Here is a 22,443-nt window from a genome sequence, read left to right on the forward strand (position 1 = left end):
CGGGTCAGAGGAGCGCCTTGGTGACGAAGTAATCGAGCACCAGGATGAGGATGAGCGAGGTGACGACGGCCTTGGTGACGGAGGCGCCGATCTCGCGCGGGCCGCCGCGGGTGTTGAGGCCGATGTAGCAGCAGACGGCGACGATCACGAAGCCGAAGACCTCGGCCTTCAGCAGACCGTCGGTGATGTCCTTGAAATCCATGTAGCGTTTCAGCGCCGCGAAGTAGGATTCGCTGGGGACGGAGATGAAATTGGTGTGCTCGCAAACGAGGGCGCCGCCATACCAGCCGCAGAGGTTGGCGATCAGCGCGAGCACGGGCATCATGACGAGCACGGCGGCGAGGCGCGGCAGCACCAGCATGCGCTCCGGCGGGATGTTCATCGTCACGAGTGCGTCGATCTCCTGGTAGACCTTCATCGAGGCGAGTTCGGCGGTGATGGCGGAGCCGACGCGGCCGGCGATGAGGATGGCGACCATGACGGGGCCGAGTTCGCGCGCCATCGACAGGCCGACCAGCGTGCCGATGAACTGTTTCGCTCCGAAATTCTGCATCGAGTAACCGCTCTGCAGCGCGAGCACCGAGCCGATGAAGAAGCTGAGGATCGTGACGATCGGCAGGGAGGTGTAGCCGATGACGAAGCACTGTTCGATGAAGCGCCCGAACTGTCGCGGCAGCGTGCCGGTGAACTTCAGCGTGCGCGTCATGAGGAGCACGACGCCGCCGATGTGGCCGAGGACGAGGGAGAGTTGCTTCATGGCTGGGTGGCCGCGGGGGCCTTGGTAGCAGGCGTGCGGCGGAAATCGAACAGGGAAAACTTCCAACGGGCCTCACCCGGAGCGCGGCGCCAGCTGAGCAGGCCGTTGCCGAGCGCGACGCGCGCGCCGGTCTCGGGCGTGGCGCGCGTGCTGAAGAGCGGGCCGAGGTGGAACTCGCGTTCGGTGGCCGAGCGACGGCGGCTGACGAGGTTCCAGAGGATGTTCCAACGTGTGTCGCCCGGCGCGCGTTGCTCGAAGCGGTAGACGGCGAAGATCGGCGAGTAGAGTTCGCGGATGGGCTCGTTGTTGGTGAAAAGGACTTCGAACGGGCTGAAGAGCTGGAATTGGCGGCGGCCAGCGCCGTTGTCCCACGCGCTGAAAAGCGGCCAGAGGTGGCGCTTCGAAGCGGGCGCGGCGGCGGGGTTCGAGAGGCTGCGTTGCTCGTGCGACCAGTAGACGACGAGCAGGAACTGATTTCGCTCATGCGCGACGCCCTGTTCGTTCCACTCGGCGTGGCGGACGAGCGGCCAGAGCACCCAGGTCTTGTCGTAACCCTTCACGACGCTGTGGGTGTAGAAGGGCGCCCAGCGGTTCACGGTGCGGTTGTCGCCGCGGCCCTGCACGAGGAACGGCCAGAAGTAGCGCGTCTCGTGGTAGCGGTGCGGCGCGGTGCGGTCGGTGTAGCCGAAGAACGGCCAGAGATAGTTCTCGTCGACGAAGCCCGGGGCGGTGGCGCGGGTGTAGAACGGCAGGAAGCCGAGGTTGGTGCGCGTGGCGCCAGCGGGGTCGTCGAGCTGTTTCGTCTGTTGGTAGATCAGCGGCCAGAGAAAATACCGATTGTCGTAGTCGTTCGGACGCGCGACGTGACCGAAGAGCGGCCACGCCTCGAAGCCGTGGTGGCCGTTGCCGCCGGTGAAGCGCAGGAAGGGCCACGGCACGTAGTTCGTGTGGCGTCCGTCCTTCTCGACGCGGAAATAAAGCGGAGCTGCGACCCAGCTGAGGCGGTCCTTGCCGAAGCGGTGCTTCACCTCGCCGGCGATCGGCAGCAGCGCGCGGTAACTCGTCGCCGGGTCGCCGGTATCACGCGAGAAATAGAGCGGCCACACGTCGAAACCGCGGACGGGATGGCCGCCGTCGCTGGCGAGGCCGGGCTGGCGGCGGAAATTGATCAGCTGAAAGAACGAGAACGACTCGCTCGCGGCGTCGTGCTGCCAGGAAAACAGCGGGTAGAGAAAATAGGAGGCTTCGCGGTCGGCTTGCTTCGTGTTGAGGAACAGCGGGCGCCAGGCGCGGATTTCCTTGCCGTCGGCGGTTGTGCGCTCGGCGAGGAGCGGGCCGAGGCCTTGTTGCGCGGTGACTTCGCCGGTCTGGTCGTCGACGGTCGCGACGCGCAACGGCCAGCCGTTGAGTTCGGCGCCGCGGAGCGGTAGCGCGAACCCGGCCGCGGCGAGGAGCCAGAAGGCGAGTCGAGACTTCATGCTTGGTTGATGGTAAAGGCGTTGCCTTTGCGTCGACCTGGGCCAGTTAGGTGGTGGCCCGGGCCGAACAGGGACAGGTAAATCCCGGTCCGCTGGGGCGCAAACAGTATGTTGAAACCGCAACGAGCAGAAAGTGTTCCGCTGCAACAGCGTCTTGAGGCGCGGCGTGCCGGTGTGATTCGCGTCGGAGGGCGCTTCGGATGCGCATAACCGGCGGCAACGCGCGGGGCATCCCGCTCAACTTGCCGAAGGGCGACGCCGTGCGGCCGGCGACCGATGCGATGCGGCAGGCGGTTTTCTCGAGCATCGCGAGTCGGGTGCCGGGCGCGCGTTTTTTGGACCTTTTCGCCGGCAGCGGAGCCTACGGGCTCGAGGCGCTGAGTCGCGGAGCGGCGGGCGGCGTGTTCGTGGAGAAGAACGCCAAGACGGTCGCATTCATCCGCCAAAACATCGCGGCGGTGTGCAAAAGCCTCGGGCGGGGGACGGAGGATTTGCGCGTGGTGAATGCCGACGCGACCGGCGTGCCCGATGCGGGCGAGCTGCCGGATCTCGTTTTCATCGATCCGCCCTATGACTTGATCGCGGAGGTGGCGCCGAAGCTGTTCGCGCGGCTGACGACGTTGCTCGCGCCGAAGCCGGATCCGGTGATCGTGTTCGAAATGCCGGGCGAGCTGGAAGTGGCGGCGGAGGACTGGACGTGCGTGCGGCGCCTGGGCAAGGGCGCGCGCCAGCCGACGGTGTGTTTTTTCAAGCGCGCCGAGCTCGCCGCGGCCGAGGCGGGCTAGAACGTGCCGCGTGCGGCCTTGGCGAGGGCGAGCGTGGCGACGACGGCGGTCTCGAGGCGCAGCACGCGCGTGCCGAGGTGGGCGAGTTCGAAGCCGGTGGCGCGAAGCTGGTCGCGATCGCGCGGGCCCCAGCCGCGCTCGGGACCGAGAGCGAGGACGAGCGGGCGTTCGCGGGCGAGGCGACAATCGGCGAAGGCGCGAGTGGCTTCGTAGTTGTCGAGCGCGAGACGTTGCGTGTCGGCCGGGAGCGCGGCGATGGCCGCGGCCAGCGGTCGGTCGGACGTGACCTCCGGGATGGAGGTGGTGAAGGACTGTTCGGCTCCGGCGAGGACGTGCCGGCGCCATTCGCCGTCGCGCCAGAGGGTGCTGTGGGCGTAGCTCGGTTCGGTTTTCTCGGTCGCGACGAAGTGGATGGCGCTCACGCCGAGCGTGGTGGCGTCGCGCAGGATATCGCGCGCGGTTTGGGGGCGCGGCAGTCCGATGAGGAGCGTGAGGGTGTCCGGTGGCGCGGGCGGAACGGACCACGTGAAGGCGAGTTCGATCTCGGCCTCGCGCACGGCGACGATGCGGCCCTTGCCGCGCGGGCCGTTGACGATGCCGGCGTCGAACTCGTCGCCGGGGCCGCGGTGCAGCACGTCGAGCAGATGGCGCGCGCGAGGATCGGGGCGGGGAAGCGCGGCGGAGATTTCGGCGGCGGTGAAGAGCACCAAGTTCACGCGGTCGGGGTAGCGGGTGATGCAGGATATGTCCACGCTTGGCTTGCTGCGCACGGCGTTTGGGGTATGCCTGCGGCCGTGAATGCGAGTGTAAATTCTCCCGCCAAAGATGATGGCGACCCGCTGCGTGGGCAGCGGGCGATCATTGTGGAGGACCAGAAACTCTTCGCGGATTTCCTTGCCGGTTGTTTTCGCGAATGGGGGATCGAAGTGTTGCTCGCGACGGCGTCGGGTTCAGCCGGACTCGCCGCGGTGCACCAGATGCGCCCGGACCTGCTGATGCTGGATTTTTCCCTGCCGGATATCGACGGGCTGGAGGTCGCGCGGCAGGTGCTGACGGACCGGAGTTTCTCCGCGATGAAGGTGATCGGCATCTCCTCGCACCGGGACCCGTGGACGATGTTGCAGGTGCAGAAGCTGGGCCTGCACGGTTTCGTGGACAAAATGGATCAGAGCGCCGAGACGCTGCGGACGGCCGTCATTTCAGTCGTGAGCGGAAATGTTTTCTACACCAGCGCGGTGGTGGAATCGAGCGCGCGGCTGCGGCGCGACCCGAAGGCGTTCAACCGGGTGCTCTCCGACTACGAGTTGAAGATCCTCGCGCTGATCGGCCACGCGATGACCGATGAGGAGATCGCGGCGGAGCTCGGCATCAGTCCCTCGACCATGCAGTCGCGGCGGCGCGACATCATGAAGAAGCTCGACGTCCACTCGACGCCGAAGCTGATCCACTACGCGATCGCGAACGGCCTCACGCGGGCTCGCAATTGAGGCGCGTCAGCGTGTCGTGCAGGGAGGTCCAATCCTGCGTCAGCTCGGTCGCCAAGGGGCGGGCGGCGGCCCAGTTGCCTTGCTGGCACAGGCGCTCGAGCTGGAGCGCACGCTTCATGGCGGCGGCGGCGTGAAGGAAGCCGAAACGGCCGGCGAGTTTGTGGGCGGCGCGGGCGCTATGCTGCCGATCTTCGGCGGTGAGGCCGGCGTGCAGCTCTTCGAACTCGGCTCGGGCGGCGGTGGAGAACTCGGCGAGTTCGGCTTCGAGGGTCTGCGCGTGCTGGCGGGCGAGCGTTTGGAGATTTTCGAGGGGATCGAAGCTGTCGCGCGAAGGGAGCACGAAGTGCCGGGCGTCGCCGGGCGAGCGCGATTGGATGGCTTCGGCGAGCGCTGAGCCGAGCCGTTCTTCGCCGATGGGTTTGCTGAGGAAGCCATCCATCCCGGCGGCCAGGCATTCGCGGCGTTTCTCGACGGTGGAGTAGGCGGTGGTGGCGATGATGAGCGGCTGGCGTTGCTGCGTCGTCTGGCGGATGCGCTTCGCCAAGGCGGGGCCGGTGGTGTCCGGCATGTCGTAGTCGAGGAAGACGACGTCGGGATGCTGCGTGAGGGCGGCGAGGGCGGCGTCGGCGTTGGCCGCGCGGAGGACTTGGAAGCCGCGGCGTTCGAGCATCGTGGCGAGGGCGACGAGGTTGTAGTCCTCGTCGTCGACGATGAGCGCGAGCTTCGGCAGGTCGACGATGGTCTGCGTCGCGTTGTCGAGGGTGACGGGTGCCGCGATCGGGAGCTCGAGGGAAAGGAAAAAGGTGGAGCCTTCGCCCGGGGCGCTCTCGACCCAGGCGTTGCCGCCCATCTTGGTGGCGAGGCGCCGGCAGACGGCGAGGCCCATGCCGGTGCCCGGGATGCGGTTGCTGCGGGCGCCGGCGCCGCGCTCGAATTTTTCGAAGATGCGTTCCTGCTCCTCGAGGGGAATGCCGGGGCCGGCGTCGGAGACGGCGAAGGTGAGGACGGCGTTCTTTTCGCCGACGATGCGCGCCCACACCGTGACGTCGATGTCGCCTTGCGGGGCGTATTTGATCGCGTTGCTGACGTAGTTGAGGAGGACCTGGCGGATGCGGCGGGCGTCGCCGATCAGGCGGGGCGGCACGGAGGGACCGAGGGCGAACTCGACTTTCACGCCTGCGGCGGCGCTGACGGGCGAGGTGATGGCGGAGACGGCGTCGAGCAGTTCCGCGGGCGAGAACGGCTGCGGGTCGAGCTCGATGGTGCCGGATTGGAGTTTGGAGAAGTCGAGGATGTCCTCGAGGAGCGAGGCGAGGTGGGTGGCGCAGTGGCGCAGGAGCCCGAAGCGGTAGCGGCCCTCCTCGTCGAGGTGGGAGATGTCGATCGCCGCGGAGAGGCCGACGACGCCGTTCATCGGGTTGCGGATCTCGTGGCTCATGCTGGCGAGGAAGTCGTCCTTGGCGGCGTTGGCTTGGACGAGTTCGGCAGTGCGTTCGGCGACCTGTTTTTCGAGTTCGAGGTTGCGGGCGCGGATGCGGCGTTCGCGGATGCGGATGGCGCCGAGCAGCGCAGCGATGAAGAGAGCGGCGTAGGCTGCGTAGGCCCACACGGAGCGATACCAAGGAGGAAGGATGGTAAACGAAATCGCGACGGGCTCGCTGACGAGGCCGCCGGGGTTGATGGCGCGGGCGGCGAACGTGTAGTCACCCTCTCTGAGGTTGGAGTATTCGAAGGACGTCTCGTCGGCGGGCGGCCCCCATTCGGGCGAGCCGGGGCCGAAGCTGACTTGGAAACGGAGCGCCGGACGCATCGTTATGTCGGGCGAACTGACCCGGAGCTTCGGGCGTCCATCATGGCTGAAAACGGCGTCGACGGGCGTCGGCGGGGCCAACTCGACCCGGGGCGGACTTGGTTTGGACCACTCCGGCAATTCTTCGGGGCGAGCCTGCATCAGGCCACCCTCACCGCCGATCCAGAGGGTGTCAGTGCCGCCCTCGCGTGTGACCGCCAGCCGGGTGATGCCGCCGATGGACTGCAGGCCGGGAACAAGAATATCCCGCAAACGTTGAACTTCACCGGTGGGCGATAGATCGAGCGCCGCTATGCCGGTCTCGAATCCCACGGGAGAGTTTGACCGCGTGAAGACTACATACAATCGCCGCTCATCGGGTGAAAGCGCGGCCAGCGAAACGGTTCCAGGCAATGAGCCCAGTTTTGCCGGCTCGCGCCCGGGCCGAAGCAGAAACAGGGTGCGGTTCGCCAAGGCAATGATGTCGTGCTCGCGCCGGATCACGGCGCTGGGCGCGCCACTCGAGTTGCGAAACACCGCTGGGGCATCAGCGGGAACAAATCGTCCATCCGACCAAGTGAACCGGCGCGGTGGCGCCCAGAACGAGGCGGTCCAGAGGTCATGGGCCTCGTCGAAAGCGAGGGTGTGGACCGGCCCGAGCGAGACCTGATATTCGGTCGACTGCCATTTTCCACTGACGGGGTCGCGCGCGAGTTGAACCTGGCCGCGAGCGTGCACGGCGAGGAACTGGTCGGGGTTCCACAAGGGCAGCAGCGCCGTGAAGGAGCGCCCGGACAAGTCACAGATGGTTTCGGTTCGATTCGGGCGCGCGAGGTCGATTCCGCCGAAACGGGCTACCACCGCGCTGCCGTCGCTGCGCGCGGAGAGCGTGTAGAAATTGTTAGGTGTCGTCGGGACGTTTTCGAGTGCGAGGCCGGCCGATCCTGCTGCCGCGCGGAAGAGCCGGTTGATGGCCCCGATCCATACGGCGCCATGTGGGTCGACAGCTAGGGCTCCGATGCTCGGTTGCGGATCTTCGCGCGCGAGCGGGACGCGGGCGACGGCTCCGGCGCTATCGAAGCGGAGCAGCCCGAAGGCGTTGCACACCCACAGTTGTCCGTCTCGGTCGAGAAAAGGCTGCTGCGTGTCGCCGAGAAGGGGCACCTGACGGAGGAAATTCCCCTCGCGGTCGACGATGGAAATGCCGCCGCTGAGAGTGATCAAGGCGCGGTGTCTGGCGGTAAGCTCCACCACTCCGGTGAGGCGATGGACTTGGGTGAATTCCCCCAGCGCTGTCGGCGAGATCTGTTTCGATTGCGGACCAATCGACCGGAAGCCGCGGTTGGAAGCGCCAATCAGCTGACCGTCGCGTTCCTCCAGCCAGAATAGCCCCTTGTCGGGCAACTCGGCGGGTTTCGCGACCTGCTTCGGGCCGTCCTCGTCAATGCGATAGAGGCCGCTTTCGAGGTGGTGAAACCAGAGCGCGTTGTTGAAGCGCACCGGAAAAAGCCGCACTGCGGTCGGATAGTTCCAGACGCGGAAACGCGAACCGTCCCAGCGGAGAAGGCTGTTGCTCGTGACGAGATAGATGCCGCCGGCAGTCGGGTAGCAGGCCCAGACGGTGTGAAAATCGGCGGCCGAGGAAGGCACCTTGTCGCGCAATGATACAACGTGCGGTGGCGCGGTGGGACTGAGCTCGATGTAACCGAAGTCGCCGACGCCACCCCACCAAAGCCGTCCCTCGTGATCGAAGTCCAAACGGGCGATCGCGAATCCGGTGAGGAGGGTGGACCAGGACTTGCCGTCGAAAGCCACGAGGCCTCCACTGCAACCGACGTATATGACTCCCGTATTCGGGTGCTGGGTGACAAAGTAGGCAGTTCCATGGTTGCCCATGTCGCGGGCCGTGAAGCGTTGCAGCAGCGGTTCGCCCCAAGCTACGTCGTTCCACGCGGCATGAACGATCGGCGCGGAGGCGAACGCGAGGGCAAGCCACAGCCATGTGCGGAGGCGAAACATGGGGAAAATGTGGGCGCAGAATGCCGCGACGGCCAATCGGAGAAACACCTAAATTCAGGCGTTGGAGGCGGGAATGAGAGCGCCGATGGCACCTCACAGCAGGCTAATTCCGCACGTCAGTTACTGAGCGCGATCACAGTAACATCCGCCCGCCATGAAAAAACTCCACCGTTTCATTCTCGGGCTGGTCACCAGCCTCCTTTTATCGGCCGGTTTCGTTCGCGCGGCCGAAGTCACCTCCGGCACGCCCGCCGTCATCCAATCCCCCGCGCCGTTGCTGCCCGATCTCCCGTGCGAAGTCACGTCGTGCAACATCCTCTGATTCGGTTCCATGTTCAACTTCGCTGCTTTTCGTTACCGAGAGGTGATGGCCCCCGAAGGCGGGCCGATCGAGCGGGTCGTATGCGCTGAGACGCCGGTGCTCGGGGCGCGTTGGTTTGCGGCCAACGCGCACCTGAAGCCTGAACTCAAATCGAACACGTGGAAGCGCCAGGTGTTCGGGAACGCCAACGGCAGCGGCACGGATCGCTCGCCGCTGGTCGCGCGCTTCAAGGCCATCTCGGAGGCGATGGAGCGCTGGGCGCACTGGCAGACGTTCCGCAGCGGCGAGGGCGCGCGCTACGGTTTCGACGTCGATCCGTCGAGCAACGGCATGGCGGCGTTTCCGGGCCTGTTTGCCCGTCAAGCGCGGCATGGCGCGCTGATGGAAGCGGCGGAACGGTTCAATTTGATGAACTGGTGGGAGGGCAGGCTGCTGGCCCATCCCGTGAACTCGCCGCGGCCGGACGTGCAGGCTTTCGCGATCGAGTCGGAAGCGCCCGGCGTGACGGTGGTGCTGCACCGCCGGAGCGATCGCGGCCATCACGCCTACGGGCATGCGTCGGCCGATACCGTCGAGGCTGCGTGTTGGAAGGCCGCCGTCGAACTCGAGCGGCACGATGCGGTGGTGGGTTACTACGTCTTGGCGGGGCACGCGTCGCACGAGCGTGATGCGATGCATCCTATCGAGCAGCGCAGTCTGTTTTTCGCCTCGGACGCGGGCTACGATCTCTTCTCGTCTCGCGTCTGCGCGGGCCTCAGTGGCACGCGCGCCAAACCGCGCCTGGTGTTCGACGGGGTGGTGCCGGGGCCTTGGCAGGGCTACGCGCACGTCTGGCGTGTGTTGTTCGAGCCGCCGAGCCTGCGCTTCCTGTCGCGCGAAGTGGAATACTTCCTCTGGTGAACGCGGACCTCGAGTGAGGGCCCGCTTGCTCGGAGCTGGCGTGCCAGCCGGAGCCTTGGCGGAGACTGGTGCGGGCAGACGGAATCGAACCGACGATACCTGTTTGGAAGACAGGAGTTTTACCACTAAACTATGCCCGCGAAGGCGTGGGCGTGAGAGTGGCGCGGGCGAACCGTCATTCAAGCTTTAGTTAAACTCGGCTGCACCCGCGAATGGGGTTGCGAGCGTAAAATCGTTGCGCTTAAACGCCCACACCATGGCAACTCCCGCGGCCGCCAAACCGAAGTCGAGCGTTCAACAGGCCCAAGCCCTGGCCAAACAGAAGGCCCTCGAGAAGAAATCGAAGACTTACAAGCTGGGGCTCGGGGAACTCGCCATCTTCACCAGCCAGCTCGCGTCGCTGCTCCAAGCCGGCCTGCCGCTCGTGTCGTGTCTCGAGGCGTTGCAGGACCAGACGGAGGATCAGGTTTTCCGCATCGTCATCCGCGACGTGCGCAACGACATCGCGACGGGCACATCGTTTTCCGCCGCAGTGAAGAAATTCCCGAACTCGTTCAATTCGCTCTTCGTCTCGATGGTCGAGGCGGGCGAGGCCTCCGGCGGCCTCGCGGAAATTCTGGCCAAGGTCGCGGCGTATTTCGAATCCACCGTGAAGCTGACCAAGAAGGTGAAGTCGGCCATGACTTACCCGATCGCGGTCATCGGCCTCGCCGTCGCGCTCGTGAACGTGCTGCTCATCTTCGTCATTCCGGTGTTCGCAGACATGTTCAAGGACTTCGGCGCCAAGCTCCCCGCGCCGACGCAGATGCTGATCGATCTCTCGAACTTCCTGAAAACCTGGTGGTGGGCGATCCTGTTGGGCGCCTACGGCGCCTTCACGCTGTTGAAGAAATACACCGCCACGCCGGCCGGCCGGCGCCAGAAGGACAACTTCCTCGTGCGCGCGCCGATCTTCGGCAACCTGGTGCACAAGATCGCACTCTCGCGCTTCTGCCGCACTTACGCGACGCTCATGCGTTCCGGCGTGCCGATCCTGCGCACGCTCGAGATCGTCTCCTCGGCCTCCGGCATGTGCCAGGTGGAGGACGCGTGCGTCGAGATCGCGAAGCACGTGTCGCAAGGCGGGCAAGTCTCCGAAGTGATGGCGGCGAATCCGTTTTTCCCGCCGATGATGAAGCACATGGTCAAGGCCGGCGAATCCACCGGCAACGTCGACGGCATGATGAACAAGATCGCCGATTTCTACGACACCGAGTGCGACGCCACGGTGGCCGCGCTCACGTCGCTGATCGAGCCGATGCTCATCGTGTTCCTCGGCATCGTGGTCGGCGGCATCGTCATGGCGATGTTCCTCCCGATCTTCCAACTCGGTGCGGTCGCCGGCGGCCAAGGCTGACGTCGCCGTCGCCTTACGCGATTTTCCATTCGGCGCCCGGCGAAACCGGGCGCCTTTTTCGCGCCGCGCGAAGCCGTCATGCAGCGAACCGCAGCGACGGAGAAACGTTTCTAAACACTTCGTTTACCGGTTCCGCGCCGGTTGACCGAAACCCGCTTGCGTGCACCGTGGGCGCTCCGCAAAGTCACGGACCCTTCAGCCCCATGCCTTCCATTCTGATCGTCGACGACCTCATCTCGATTCACGAGATGCTCGAGGCCGTCATCCAGCCGACCGGCTTCGCGACCTCGTTCGCGACCGACGGCGAGAAGGCGATGGTGCGCTACAAGGCCGAGAAATTCGATCTCGTGCTGGCCGACATCGACATGAAGCCGATGGACGGCATCACGTTGCTCAAACAGCTGAAGCAATACGACCCGGCCGCCGTCGTCATCATCATGACGGCCTACGCCAGCACCGAGAGCGCGATCCAGGCGCTGAAATTCGGCGCGTTCGATTACCTCCAGAAACCTTTCCGCGTCGACGAACTCATCCAAACCCTCAAGCGCGGCGTGGAGTTCAAACGCGTCGTCACCGAGCGCGAGGCCGCGCGCGGCACCGGCGTCGGCGCCGTCCAAGCGGGTGACTTCGACGCGCGCCTCGTCGGCTCCAGCGCCAAGATCAAGCGCCTCGTCACCCAGCTCAAGAAACTCGCCACCGCGCACGCTCCCGTGCTCGTCAGCGGCGAACTCGGCAGCGGGCACGAGATCGCGGCCGAGTTGCTGCACCTCGCCGGCTCGCCCGCGGGCAGCCCGTTGATCAGCATCGACTGCAAGCTCCTCGACGCCGCCACGCTGCACGATGGCCTGCTCGGCACCGAAGGCACCGGCGGCAAATGGGTGCAGCAAGCCAAAGGCGGCACCCTCGTGCTCCAGCACATCCAGTGCCTCGCGCCGGAGTCGCAGGAAAAGCTCGTTTCCGTCCTTCGCACCCACGCCCCGCATGTCCGTGTGATCTGCACCTCGGAGGTCGACCTCGAAAAGCTCACCGAGGAAGGCGGGTTCAACGAAGAGTTGTTCTACCGCATCGCAGCGCTGCCTGTGCATATGCCGGCCCTGCGCGAGCGGACCGAGGACATCCCGCTGCTCCTCAAGGACGTCGCGGCGAAGGCCGCCAACCCGCAATTCGACGCACGCCAGATCGAGTTCACCGACGACGCCCTCGCGACCCTCAAGGCCTACCGCTGGCCGGGCAATTTGGTCGAGTTCACGCAGGTCGTGTCGCAGGTGATCTCGGCCGCCGAGGCGCGCGTGATCACTTCGGCCCAGTTGCCGCTCCGCGTGCATGACCTCAAGGATTGGCCCGCGCTCTCGGATTATCTGGCGGGGCAGGAAAAACAGTATGTCGCCCGCGTGCTCCATGCCTGCGGCGGCGACAAAGCCAAGGCCGCCAAGGTTCTAGGCATTGATCCGACGAGGCTGGTCTGAGCGCTTCGGAAGACGGAAGACGGACGACTGAGGACGGAAGGCAGAGGGCAGAGGAGAACAGGCGGCCAACGCGCCAAGGTTCGCTGCGACGTCGTTGACCGCGGATCTTCCGCAGTTTGCGCAGTTTTTCGCACCTTGCTGCATCGGTCTTAGCTCTCCGTCCCCCGTATTCCGTGCGCTGTCCTCCGTGCGCCGCACGGTATGCCGCGGGCTTGAGCTTTTCCCTCTTGCCGCGCCCAAACCCGGTCCCAACCTTCGCCGAAATCTGCGCTCATGCCCAAACGCACCGACCTTGAATCCATCCTGATCATCGGCGCCGGCCCCATTATCATCGGCCAGGCCTGCGAATTCGACTATTCCGGCACCCAAGCGTGCAAGGCGCTCAAGGAGGAGGGCTACAAGGTCATTCTCGTGAACTCCAATCCGGCTACGATCATGACCGATCCGGAGTTCGCCGACGTCACCTACATCGAGCCGTTGAGCGTTGAGATCGTCGAAAAGATCATCGCCAAGGAGCGCCCGTCCGCGTTGCTGCCGACGCTCGGCGGCCAGACCGCGCTCAATCTCTCGATGCAGCTCCACAAGGCCGGCATCCTCGAGAAATACGGCGTCGAGATGATCGGCGCGAAGCCGCCCGCGATCGAGAAGGGTGAGGACCGCCAGCTTTTCAAGGAGGCCATGCTCAAGATCGGCCTCGATTGCGCGAAGTCGCGCACGGTGAAAACCCTCGAGGACGCCCGCAAGGCCGCCGACGAGATCGGCATGTTCCCGCTCATCATCCGCCCGTCGTTCACGCTCGGCGGCACCGGCGGCGGCGTCGCTTACAACCGCGAGGAGTTCGAACAGATCGTCACCGGCGGCCTCGAAGCCTCGCCGACGCATGAAGTTCTCGTCGAGGAATGCCTCCTCGGTTGGAAGGAATACGAGATGGAGGTCATGCGCGACCACAAGGACCAGTGCGTCGTCATCTGCTCCATCGAGAACTTCGACCCAATGGGCGTGCACACCGGCGACTCGATCACCGTCGCGCCCGCGCTCACGCTCACGGACAAGGAATACCAGGTGATGCGCGACGCCTCCTTCGCCGTCATCCGCGAGATCGGCGTCGAGACCGGCGGCTCGAACATCCAGTTCTCCGTCGACCCGGCCACCGGCCGCATGGTCGTCATCGAGATGAATCCGCGCGTGTCGCGCTCGTCCGCGCTCGCGTCGAAAGCCACCGGCTTCCCCATCGCGAAAATCGCTGCGAAGCTCGCCGTCGGCTACACGCTCGACGAGCTGCGCAACGACATCACGCGCCTCACGCCCGCCAGCTTCGAGCCGACGATCGACTACGTCGTCACGAAGATCCCGCGCTTCACCTTCGAGAAATTCCCCGGCGCCAACACCACGCTCACCTCCGCGATGAAGTCGGTCGGCGAGGCGATGGCCATCGGCCGCACGTTCAAGGAATCGTTCCAGAAGTGCCTCCGCTCGCTCGAGACCGGCGCGCGCGGCTGGGGCGGCGGCGGCAAATACGGCGGTGAGGGCCCTCTGGGCGCCACCGGCCACGACGATCTGCCCGACGACGCCACGCTGCGCCAGAAGCTCGGCACGCCGAACGCCGAGCGCGTCTACTTCATCCGCTGGGCGTTCATGTCCGGCATGTCGGTCGACGAGATTTTCGATCTCACGAAAATCGATCCGTGGTTCCTGCACCAGCTGCGTGAACTCCACGAGATGGAGCTGCACCTCAAGACGCTCACGCTCGCCACGCTCGATGCGCGCACGCTGAAACGCGCGAAGCAGTTCGGCTTCTCCGACGCGCAGCTCGCGCACCTGCTGAAGGTCGATTTCGACACCATGCGCGCCGCGCGCAAAAAGGCCGGCGTCAACACGACCTACCGCCTCGTCGACACCTGCGCCGCCGAGTTCGAGGCCTTCACGCCCTACTACTACTCGAGCTACGGCGACGAGAACGAGATCCTGCCTTCGAAGAAAAAGAAGATCATGATCATCGGCGGCGGCCCGAACCGCATCGGCCAGGGCATCGAGTTCGACTACTGCTGCGTGCACGCGTCGTTCGCGCTGCGCGAGGCGGGCTTCGAGACGGTGATGGTGAACTCGAATCCCGAGACAGTTTCGACCGACTACGACACCTCCGACCGCCTCTACTTCGAACCGCTCACCCTCGAGGACGTGCTCGAGATCTACGAGCAGGAAGGCTGCGTCGGCGCCATCGCGCAGTTCGGCGGCCAGACCCCGCTCAATCTCGCCAGCGCCCTGAAGGCGCGCGGCGTGAACGTCATCGGCACATCGCCGGAAAGCATCGATACCGCCGAGGACCGCAAGCTCTTCGCCGCCGTCCTCGACCAGCTCCAACTCAAGTCGCCCGCCAACCGCATCGCCATGTCGGAGCCCGAGGCGATCGCGTGCGCGGGCGAGCTCGGTTACCCGGTGCTCGTGCGTCCGTCGTTCGTGCTCGGCGGCCGCGGCATGTTCATTCTCTACAGCGAGACCGAACTGCGCGACGTCGCGCACCAAGTCTTCGCGGTCATGCCGGGCAAGCCGGTGCTCATCGACAAATTCCTCGAAGACGCGATCGAACTCGACGTCGACTGCATCAGCGACGGCGAGACGACGCTCGTCGGCGGCATGCTCGAACACATCGAATATGCCGGCGTGCACTCGGGCGACGCCGCGATGGTGATGCCGCCGCACACGCTCGGCAAAGACATGCTCGCGACCGTCCGCTCCGCCACCTACGCGCTCGCGAAAGCGCTGAAGGTCGTCGGCCTGATGAACGTCCAGTTCGCGATCAAGGACAACCAGCTCTACGTCCTCGAAGTGAACCCCCGCGCGTCGCGCACCGTGCCGTTCGTGGCCAAGGCCATCGGCGTGCCGCTCGCGAAACTCGCCGCCAAGGTCATGGCCGGCGCCAAGCTGAAGGACCTCGGCTTCACGCAGGAAATCCAGCCGAAGCACTGGTGCGTGAAGGAGTCCGTGTTCCCCTTCAACCGCTTCCCCGGCGCCGCCATCATGCTCAGCCCCGAGATGCGTTCGACGGGCGAAGTCATGGGCATGGACGACGATCTCGGCATCGCCTACGCGAAGACCCAGATGGCCGCCAAGCCGTCGCTGCCGATGAAGGGCAAGGTTTTCATCAGCGTCAAAGACACGGACAAGCCGCACGTCGTGGAACTCGCGAAGGGTTTCATCGAACTCGGTTTCACCGTCTGCTCGACGACGAACACCGCCAAGCTCCTCCAATCGCACGGCCTCGCGGTGCAGCCCGTCTTCAAGCTCGCGGAAGGCCGCCCGAACTGCGTCGACATGATCAAGAACGGCGGGATCCAGTTCGTCGTGAACACCCCGCGCGGCATGATCCCGCGCCACGACGAGAACGCGATTCGCGCCGCCGCCTTCGCCAACAATGTCGCGATGTCGACGACGCTCACCGGTGCCCGCGCCGCGCTGAACGGCATCCGCGCGATGAAGAATCTCCAAGTCGGCGTCCGACCGATCCAGGAATACCGCCACAACACGCAGCCGATGGCGTAGTGCGTGGAGGACGGATTCCGGAAGACAGAGGACGGAGAACTGAGGACCGAGGACGGAACGCTGAGCCCGGACACGCGCTTGCGGATCGGCCATGGCGTTCACCGGCGGGCGGAAACTGGCGTTACGATGCGACGTTAGCCGCGTGAGGTGGTCGCCGCCGTCCCGGTGGCGACGCGAACGCGGCAGGTGCAATGCTGCTCCTTGGCGTCGCCGGGGACGTCGACGCCCACCTTGCCGGTGCGCTTTTTTGCGGGGCAATCTGCGGCGGGTAGGGGCCGTTGCCCTCAACGGCCCTTTGCTTGCGCGCGTGATCCTCGAAGGTGCTTGAGAGCAAGCGCCCCTACCATCGTCCACCTACGCATGACACGCGCGCTGCTCCCCAACGTGCGTGCGCTCGTCTAGCTTTGCCGCAATGTCCGCCGAAAATCCGCTCACGCTCGTCGCCTTGCTGCACGGTCCCGATCAACGCGGCCTCGTCGCGCGAGCCTCGGGTTGGATATTCCAGCGCGGCGGAAACATTCTCCACGCCGACCAACATCGCGACGAGGACGAGGGCATCTTCTTCCAGCGCATCGAATGGGTGCCTCCGGCCGGGGCGAAGCCCGCTGCCGAGGAAAAGGCGTTTCTCGCCTACGCGCGCGACGAGCTGGGCATGAGCGCCCGCGTCTCCGACTCTGCGCATCGTCCGCGCTTGGTGCTCTTCGTGTCGAAGGCCGAGCATTGCTTTCACGACATCGTGCTCCGCTGGCGCGCGGGCGAATTTCCCTGCGAGATTGTCGGGGTCGCCTCCAACCACCGCGACCTCGCCGCCGCGGCGCGCGGTTACGGGTTGAAGTTCTTCCACCTGCCGGTCACGGCCGATACGAAGACGGAGGCCGAGGCGCGCCAGCTCGCGTTGCTGCGCCGCCTGAAAGCCGACGTCGTCGTGCTCGCGCGCTACATGCAGGTGCTCTCGGCAGACTTTCTCGCGGCGTTCGCGAAGCCGGTGATCAACATCCATCACTCGTTCCTGCCGGCCTTCGCCGGCGGTCGGCCGTATCACCAGGCGCACGAGCGCGGCGTTAAGCTCATCGGCGCCACGGCGCATTACGCGACCGCCGTGCTCGACGACGGGCCGATCATCCATCAGGACGTCGCGCGCGTGACGCACCGCCACGGCGTCGAGGACCTCATCCGCAAGGGCCGCGACCTCGAGAACCGCGTCCTCGTCTTCGGGCGCAAGACGGTCGTCTTCGACTGAGTCACGCGAAACGCGACGCGAACGTTGCGGCGGGTAGGGGCGGTTGCCCCAACCGCCCGTCGTCCGCGGTCCGTGAGATCACGCAAGGGCGCTTGAGGGCAAGCGCCCCTACCGGTGGCCGCAGCTACGCGGTTCCAGGTATTCCGTCCTCTGTCTTCGGTCCTCCGTCCTCTGCAATCCGCCCTCCGATTCCGGGCTTGAGCGCGTTCGTGGCGTTCCCCATGTTGCGCGATTCCCATGAGCAACGTCCCTTCCGCCACTCCCCCGCATGACCCGGCCAACCCGCCGCCGCCCGCCGGTGCCGACGCTTTTGCCGCCGACGTGCAGACCTTCTGGGAGAAAAATCGCTCGTTCATCTTCATCCTCGTCGCCGCCGTGCTCCTCGGCCTCATCGGCCGCGAAGGCTGGCAATGGTTCCAAGCCTCGCGCGAACAGGGCGTGCAGGAGGAATACGTCAAGGCCGGCGACAACGTCGGCACGCTCGCGAAGTTCGCCGCCGCCAACAAGGGCCATGCGCTCGCCGGCGTCGCGCTGCTGCGCGTCGCGGACGACAACTACGCCAAGAACGATTTCAAGTCCGCCGCCGCCAACTACACCCAGGCGACCGAGACGCTCGAGAACGACGCGTTGAAGTCGCGCGCCAAGCTCGGCGCTGCCATGAGCCAGATCGCCGCCGGCGATCGCACCGCCGGCGAAACGGCGCTCAAGGCCGTCAGCGCGGACACCAAGGCCGTCGCCGCGACCCGTGCCGAGGCCGCTTATCACCTCGCCGTGCTGTTGAAGGACGCGGGCCGCGTCGACGATGCCAAGAAGGCCATCGAAGAAGTGAAGAAGATCGACGCCGCCGGCCTCTGGGCACAGCGCTCCTTCGCGCTCAGCGCGCAGCTGGAAGCCGCCCAACCCTCGGCCCCGGCCACGACCGGCGCTCCGACGGTGGAGTTCAAGCCGAAGGGCTGAGCGAAAAGCTCTAAGCAGTAAGCAGGGCGGCCCATCGGCCGCCTTTTTTTGAGCGCGCGACGAACGAAGGGATGAGGCTGCCACCCCGGCGCGGTTGGGCGCAGGTTTTCCCTGACGCTACTCCGTTAGGTGCGGGATGCTCGCTGTAGAAGCGAAAGAATTTGTGGGCCGGGTGCCCCCACCCGGCGATTTAACGGCTGCGGGAGCGAAAATGCGCGGGATGGGGGCAACCCACCCACATCCAAGTTAACGGAGTAGTTCTAAAGGTGTCGCGCGCCGACGTGACGGGCGCGGGGGGCAGAAAAAAGCCCACCGAAAATCGGCGGGCGAAAGAAGAGAGGAGTAGTTGAGTTCAGAGCAGCGGGGCAGCGCCGCGTTGCTTGCGACGTTTCCAAGCTACACCGGCTAGCGCGAATACGCCTGCAATGGCCACATAGGTGGACGGTTCCGGGATAGCGGAATAATTGAGTGAAAAATTGTCGATGCCTAAGGTGTCGTAAGTGGAGTCCGACGCGCCGCTGGCATTGCGGAATCTGAAGGCAACGCTGCTGGATTGATTGTTGATCGAACTTAGCGTCGTAGAATCGACCGTTAGAGTAATTGATCCGAGCGGAGTGGTGGAGGAGTATGCCCCCAGCGACGTGAACGAACCACTGCTGCCAATTCGGTATTCGAGCGTATAAGTTTGGTTTGTTGTTCCTGCATTGTTTCCCGTGAACAGGTCGACGCTCAGGCTAAAATTTCCGTAGCCGCTGGTATTCGCTAGCTCGAAGACAATACCGCCATCGCGAGACGCTGCAGTCAGGGGTTTCCAACCTAACGCTCGATTCAGATCTGATGATTGTGTAGATGTGCTCGCGTTTGACGCGATATCATTGCTCGCAATATTTCGGAAAAAAGTTCCAGCGGTCGCGCTATTCCAAGCGGTGGCGGCAGACGTGAAAGCGGCAGATGTGCCGTAGCTTGAACTGGTCGCGCTCGTATAAACCGACCATCCGCTTGGCAGGCCCGAACTCAGCGAATTGAAGTCTTCTGTATAGCTGGTTCCACTGAGGGAAATCTGCGCACTGGACGAAATCGCCAGACAGGCGGCGCATAGTGCTAGGGCGCGGCGGAGAAACGAAACGGGGGACATGACAGGGTATGCGAGGTGTGCGTTGTCAGTCGTAGAGGCCAAAAGCAACGACGGGGAAGTTGGTAGTGGAGCGGTGATTTCCTTGCACGCCTTTTCTCTGTGAGAATCCCGTGTCAGGCGCGACGAAGGGGTCGACAAGGCGTGCTGACCTTAGTGCAGGAAGCGAGCCAGCTCCTCCCCCTTGACTATCGCGATGGGATTGACTCCGCTGTGTGTCGGTCGCCGGGGTGTAGCTTAGCCTGGTAGAGCGCCTGGTTTGGGACCAGGAGGTCGAGAGTTCGAATCTCTCCGCCCCGACCAATTTTCGGAGGCCGTTTTTCGGCTGATGGAGCGCATCGTGATGAAACCTGCACTGCGGCCGGTCGGCAGATTTTGGCGGAAACCACGCGTCGTCGCGCAGGTGACGGCGGCTCAGCGAGAAGCCCGCGTCTCCGGGGCCATTTCGTGAACAAATGCTTCTTGCCTCACTCGGAAGCGGCTCCTACACAAGTTTCTTCAATCTCTCACCAAATGGACACTCTTTCCCGCGACAGCAGCTCCAGCTCCAGCAATATCGTGCCGATGATCGGCGCGTTCACCGGCGTCATCGGCCTCCTCCTGGCCGTGGTGGCTCTGGTTCAACTCTCCACGGTCAAGAAGACCCTGGCCGCGCACGGCGATGAAATCGCCAAGATCGCGACGATCGAGAACGAGGTCCGCTCGAACGCTTCCAAGACCGAGGCCGACATGAAGAATCTGCGCGACGGCGTGCAGAACGCCCTCAACCAGGTCGGCACCGAGATCGGCGCCATCCGCGCCCAGCTGACGAAGATGGAAGAGGCCATGAAGAAACCCGCTCCGGTCGTCGGCAAGGGTGGCAAGGCTGCTCCGACGGGCGTGAAGAACGCCGACGGCACCTACACGGTCGCCAAGGGCGACGGTCTCTCCGCCATCGCGCGCAAGTTCGGCACCAGCGTCGACGCGCTCCTCGCCGAGAATCCCGGCCTGAATCCGAACAAGATGCACATCGGCCAGAAGATTAAGCTGCCGGCCGGCAAGTAATCGGATCGCTCGATCAATTTCGAAAAGCCCCCGCGCGAGCGGGGGCTTTTTTGTATCCATGCGTGCCGCGCCACACGCGCGACACGCATCGGGCGTGAGCGCGGAAGCACTCGCCGCTTGTCACTCGGAGCGCCGCGCCTTTTTCTGCGCCGATGAGCTCAACGGAAAAGCCGCAGCGCTGGAAAAAACTCGGAGCGCGCTCGGTCGCGCACACGCGCATCTTCGATGTGGAGAGCGTGGACTTCCATCACCCGGCGCATCCAGCGCCGCGCGATTTCTTCCTGATCAACGCACCGGATTGGGTGAACGTCGTCGCGCTCACGCCGCAGCACGAGATCGTGCTCGTGCGGCAATTCCGCTTCGGCACGAACGACATCTCGCTCGAAATTCCCGGCGGCGTGATCGAGCGCGGCGAAGCGCCGATCGCGGCCGCGGTGCGCGAGCTCGCGGAGGAAACGGGCTACGTCGGCGAGAACGTGCGCCTGCTCGGCTCGGTGCATCCGAATCCCGCGATGCAGACCAATCGCTGTCATCTCGTGTTGGTCGAAAACGCGCGCCGCACGAGCGAGCTCGCGTGGGATCCGAACGAGGAATTCGAGATTCTCGCGGTGCCAGTGGAGGAGGTCTATGCGCGCGCGTATAGCGGCGAGATCACGCACTCGCTCGTGCTGGACGGGTTGCTGCTGTTTCGCCCGCATTGGGAGAGGTTGCGCGGGAAGTGAATGCGCGCGTGGTGCGGGGCGGACGGGAAAACTGTCCCGCTCATCCGCAGCGGCGGCTGATTTCTCGCGGCGGAGGATAGGACGGGTGCGTCGTTTGACATTACCCCGGGGCGGCTTTTACTGCGCCATCCCCGATGGAAAGCGCCGTGTCCACGCCTGCGTTCGCCAACTCGACCGACTCGCTCGGCGAGGTGGACGACTGTCGCCTGCCGGCGACGCTCGAAAACGAGATCCGCGCCATCTACGCGCGCAGCCCGCTCTACACGCAACGCTTCCCGCTGCATGGCGCGCCGCTGCAGTGGTCGTGCTACCGCGAGATTCCCGTGCTGACGAAGCAGGAGATCGTGCAGCGCGGGCACACGGCGTTCTTCGCGGACTACCGAGAAATCGAGCGGGGATTCGCGCAGAAAAAATTCGAATACGAGCACACCTCCGGCACGACGAGCGGCCCGATGACGGTCGTGATGGAGGACGGCTGGTGGAACGCCCAGACGCGGCGCGCCTACCTCGCGCATCCGGTGCTGGCGCAGTATGTCGATCGGCCGTATCGTAAGTGCGTCCTCGCGCCGGTCGGGTGCTCGAGCAATCTCTGCCCTTACGAGGATCATCCGTTTCCGCATCGGTATTTCGACGGCACGGTCTACCTGAATCTCTCGAGTGATCCGTTCGCATTTCCCGAGGGCGAGTGGGAGCGCATCGTGCGCGAGTTGCAGGCGGTGCAGCCGGAGGTGATCGAGGGCGAGCCGGTTTATCTCTCGTTGCTCGCGCGCGCGTTGAAGCGCCGGCATATCGCGGTGCCGAGCGTGAAAACGGTCATCCTCACCTACGGCAAGGCGAGCCTGCAGCACAGCCGGCGGGTCGCGGAAGCGTTCCCGGGCGCGGCGCAGGTCGATCTCTACGGGTCGACGGAGGCGGGTTATCTTTTCGTTGGTGACGCGTTTCGCGACAACCTGCGCGTGGTCGAGGCGAACTGCTTCATCGAACTCGTGCCGTGGCGCGCGGAGTCGGATCCGGACGCGTTCCAGATCTACGTGACGACGCGCGATCGCGTGGCGATGCCGCTGCTGCGCTATCACACGGGAGACATCGTGCGGCGCACGCCGACGGGTTATCGCATTCTCGGGCGCGAAAAGGATCTGCACACGCGCGGCGATGGCGTGGTGGTGTCGGCCTTCGAGATCGATCAGGTGATGCCGGCGGAGTTCCAGTGCTGGCACTGGAGCCTGGTGCAGGTTTCGGAGCAGCGGTGGGAATTGCAGTATGTGGCCGACTTGATCGCGCCGGACGGTTTCGCGGAAAAGATCGCGGCGGTGCTGGGCGACGGGGCGCGCGTGACGCTGTTCCGCCGCAAATTCATCCAGCCGGCGGCAAGCGGAAAGTTCGCGTTGCTAAAGCCGCTCGCGCGGTGA

Annotated in this window: 17 protein-coding genes and 2 tRNA genes; 13 read left to right on the forward strand and 6 right to left on the reverse strand. The window is 64.9% G+C overall.

Annotation, left to right across the window (positions count from 1 at the left end):
* Window positions 1-4 precede the first annotated feature (4 nt).
* Window positions 5-757, reverse strand: a complete 753-nt coding sequence (locus tag HZA32_11755) for an ABC transporter permease (GenBank protein ID MBI5424749.1) — start codon at window positions 755-757, stop codon at window positions 5-7.
* Window positions 754-2,235 (reverse strand): hypothetical protein, encoded by a 1,482-nt coding sequence (locus tag HZA32_11760; GenBank protein MBI5424750.1) that lies wholly within the window; start codon window positions 2,233-2,235, stop codon window positions 754-756. Before HZA32_11760 ends, HZA32_11755 begins: the two co-directional genes overlap by 4 nt.
* A 200-nt stretch (window positions 2,236-2,435) precedes the next feature.
* On the opposite strand from HZA32_11760, the gene HZA32_11765 reads away from it, so the two are divergent.
* Window positions 2,436-3,020, forward strand: coding sequence for an RsmD family RNA methyltransferase (locus tag HZA32_11765; GenBank protein MBI5424751.1), 585 nt, complete (start codon window positions 2,436-2,438; stop codon window positions 3,018-3,020).
* Here HZA32_11765 and HZA32_11770 read toward each other — a convergent pair.
* Window positions 3,017-3,757 carry a 16S rRNA (uracil(1498)-N(3))-methyltransferase gene (locus HZA32_11770; protein MBI5424752.1) on the reverse strand — a complete coding sequence of 247 codons (741 nt, stop codon included), beginning with the start codon at window positions 3,755-3,757 and terminating at the stop codon, window positions 3,017-3,019. The genes HZA32_11765 and HZA32_11770 overlap by 4 nt on opposite strands.
* 45 nt (window positions 3,758-3,802) lie before the next feature.
* Here HZA32_11770 and HZA32_11775 point away from each other — a divergent pair, with 45 nt between their 5' ends.
* Window positions 3,803-4,507: a response regulator transcription factor gene (locus HZA32_11775; protein ID MBI5424753.1), complete on the forward strand. Its 705-nt coding sequence runs from the start codon at window positions 3,803-3,805 to the stop codon at window positions 4,505-4,507.
* Here the strand turns inward: HZA32_11775 and HZA32_11780 are convergent.
* The gene (locus HZA32_11780; protein ID MBI5424754.1) at window positions 4,488-8,315 is read right to left on the reverse strand and encodes a response regulator; all 3,828 of its coding nucleotides are present in this window, start codon (window positions 8,313-8,315) and stop codon (window positions 4,488-4,490) included. The two genes, HZA32_11775 and HZA32_11780, sit on opposite strands and share 20 nt — an antisense overlap.
* 154 nt (window positions 8,316-8,469) lie before the next feature.
* Between HZA32_11780 and HZA32_11785 the strand changes: the two genes are divergently transcribed.
* Both HZA32_11785 and HZA32_11790 read left to right on the forward strand, forming a co-directional pair.
* On the forward strand, window positions 8,470-8,637 hold the full coding sequence (locus HZA32_11785) for a hypothetical protein (GenBank protein ID MBI5424755.1): 168 nt from the start codon (window positions 8,470-8,472) through the stop codon (window positions 8,635-8,637).
* Between the two features lie 9 nt (window positions 8,638-8,646).
* The gene (locus HZA32_11790) at window positions 8,647-9,537 is read left to right on the forward strand and encodes a hypothetical protein (protein MBI5424756.1); all 891 of its coding nucleotides are present in this window, start codon (window positions 8,647-8,649) and stop codon (window positions 9,535-9,537) included.
* Between the two features lie 66 nt (window positions 9,538-9,603).
* On the opposite strand, the gene HZA32_11795 is transcribed toward HZA32_11790, so the two are convergent.
* A tRNA-Gly gene (locus HZA32_11795) sits at window positions 9,604-9,677 on the reverse strand.
* Window positions 9,678-9,793: 116 nt separating this feature from the next.
* On the opposite strand from HZA32_11795, the gene HZA32_11800 reads away from it, so the two are divergent.
* The 5 genes from HZA32_11800 (at window position 9,794) to HZA32_11820 (ending at window position 18,136) form a co-directional block, all read left to right on the forward strand.
* Entirely contained in the window at window positions 9,794-10,933 is a 1,140-nt protein-coding gene (locus HZA32_11800) for a type II secretion system F family protein (GenBank protein MBI5424757.1), read from the forward strand.
* Between the two features lie 203 nt (window positions 10,934-11,136).
* Complete coding sequence (locus HZA32_11805) at window positions 11,137-12,399, forward strand: sigma-54-dependent Fis family transcriptional regulator (protein ID MBI5424758.1); 1,263 nt, start codon at window positions 11,137-11,139, stop codon at window positions 12,397-12,399.
* A 273-nt stretch (window positions 12,400-12,672) separates the two neighbouring features.
* Window positions 12,673-15,939: a carbamoyl-phosphate synthase large subunit gene (gene carB, locus HZA32_11810; GenBank protein MBI5424759.1), complete on the forward strand. Its 3,267-nt coding sequence runs from the start codon at window positions 12,673-12,675 to the stop codon at window positions 15,937-15,939.
* Window positions 15,940-16,351: 412 nt separating this feature from the next.
* On the forward strand, window positions 16,352-17,179 hold the full coding sequence (gene purU / locus HZA32_11815; GenBank protein ID MBI5424760.1) for a formyltetrahydrofolate deformylase: 828 nt from the start codon (window positions 16,352-16,354) through the stop codon (window positions 17,177-17,179).
* Window positions 17,180-17,416: 237 nt separating this feature from the next.
* Entirely contained in the window at window positions 17,417-18,136 is a 720-nt protein-coding gene (locus HZA32_11820; protein ID MBI5424761.1) for a tetratricopeptide repeat protein, read from the forward strand.
* Window positions 18,137-18,488: 352 nt separating this feature from the next.
* Here HZA32_11820 and HZA32_11825 read toward each other — a convergent pair whose 3' ends face one another.
* Entirely contained in the window at window positions 18,489-19,271 is a 783-nt protein-coding gene (locus HZA32_11825; protein ID MBI5424762.1) for a PEP-CTERM sorting domain-containing protein, read from the reverse strand.
* Window positions 19,272-19,494: 223 nt separating this feature from the next.
* On the opposite strand from HZA32_11825, the gene HZA32_11830 reads away from it, so the two are divergent.
* The 4 genes from HZA32_11830 (at window position 19,495) to HZA32_11845 (ending at window position 22,443) form a co-directional block, all read left to right on the forward strand.
* Window positions 19,495-19,571 (forward strand) — tRNA-Pro (locus tag HZA32_11830).
* Between the two features lie 210 nt (window positions 19,572-19,781).
* Entirely contained in the window at window positions 19,782-20,312 is a 531-nt protein-coding gene (locus HZA32_11835) for a LysM peptidoglycan-binding domain-containing protein (GenBank protein MBI5424763.1), read from the forward strand.
* Window positions 20,313-20,464: 152 nt separating this feature from the next.
* Window positions 20,465-21,034 carry an NUDIX hydrolase gene (locus HZA32_11840; protein ID MBI5424764.1) on the forward strand — a complete coding sequence of 190 codons (570 nt, stop codon included), beginning with the start codon at window positions 20,465-20,467 and terminating at the stop codon, window positions 21,032-21,034.
* 146 nt (window positions 21,035-21,180) lie between these two features.
* The gene (locus HZA32_11845; protein ID MBI5424765.1) at window positions 21,181-22,443 is read left to right on the forward strand and encodes a CoF synthetase; all 1,263 of its coding nucleotides are present in this window, start codon (window positions 21,181-21,183) and stop codon (window positions 22,441-22,443) included.

This window comes from Opitutia bacterium, assembly GCA_016217545.1.
In the GTDB taxonomy this organism is placed as follows: Bacteria; Verrucomicrobiota; Verrucomicrobiia; order Opitutales; family Opitutaceae; genus Didemnitutus.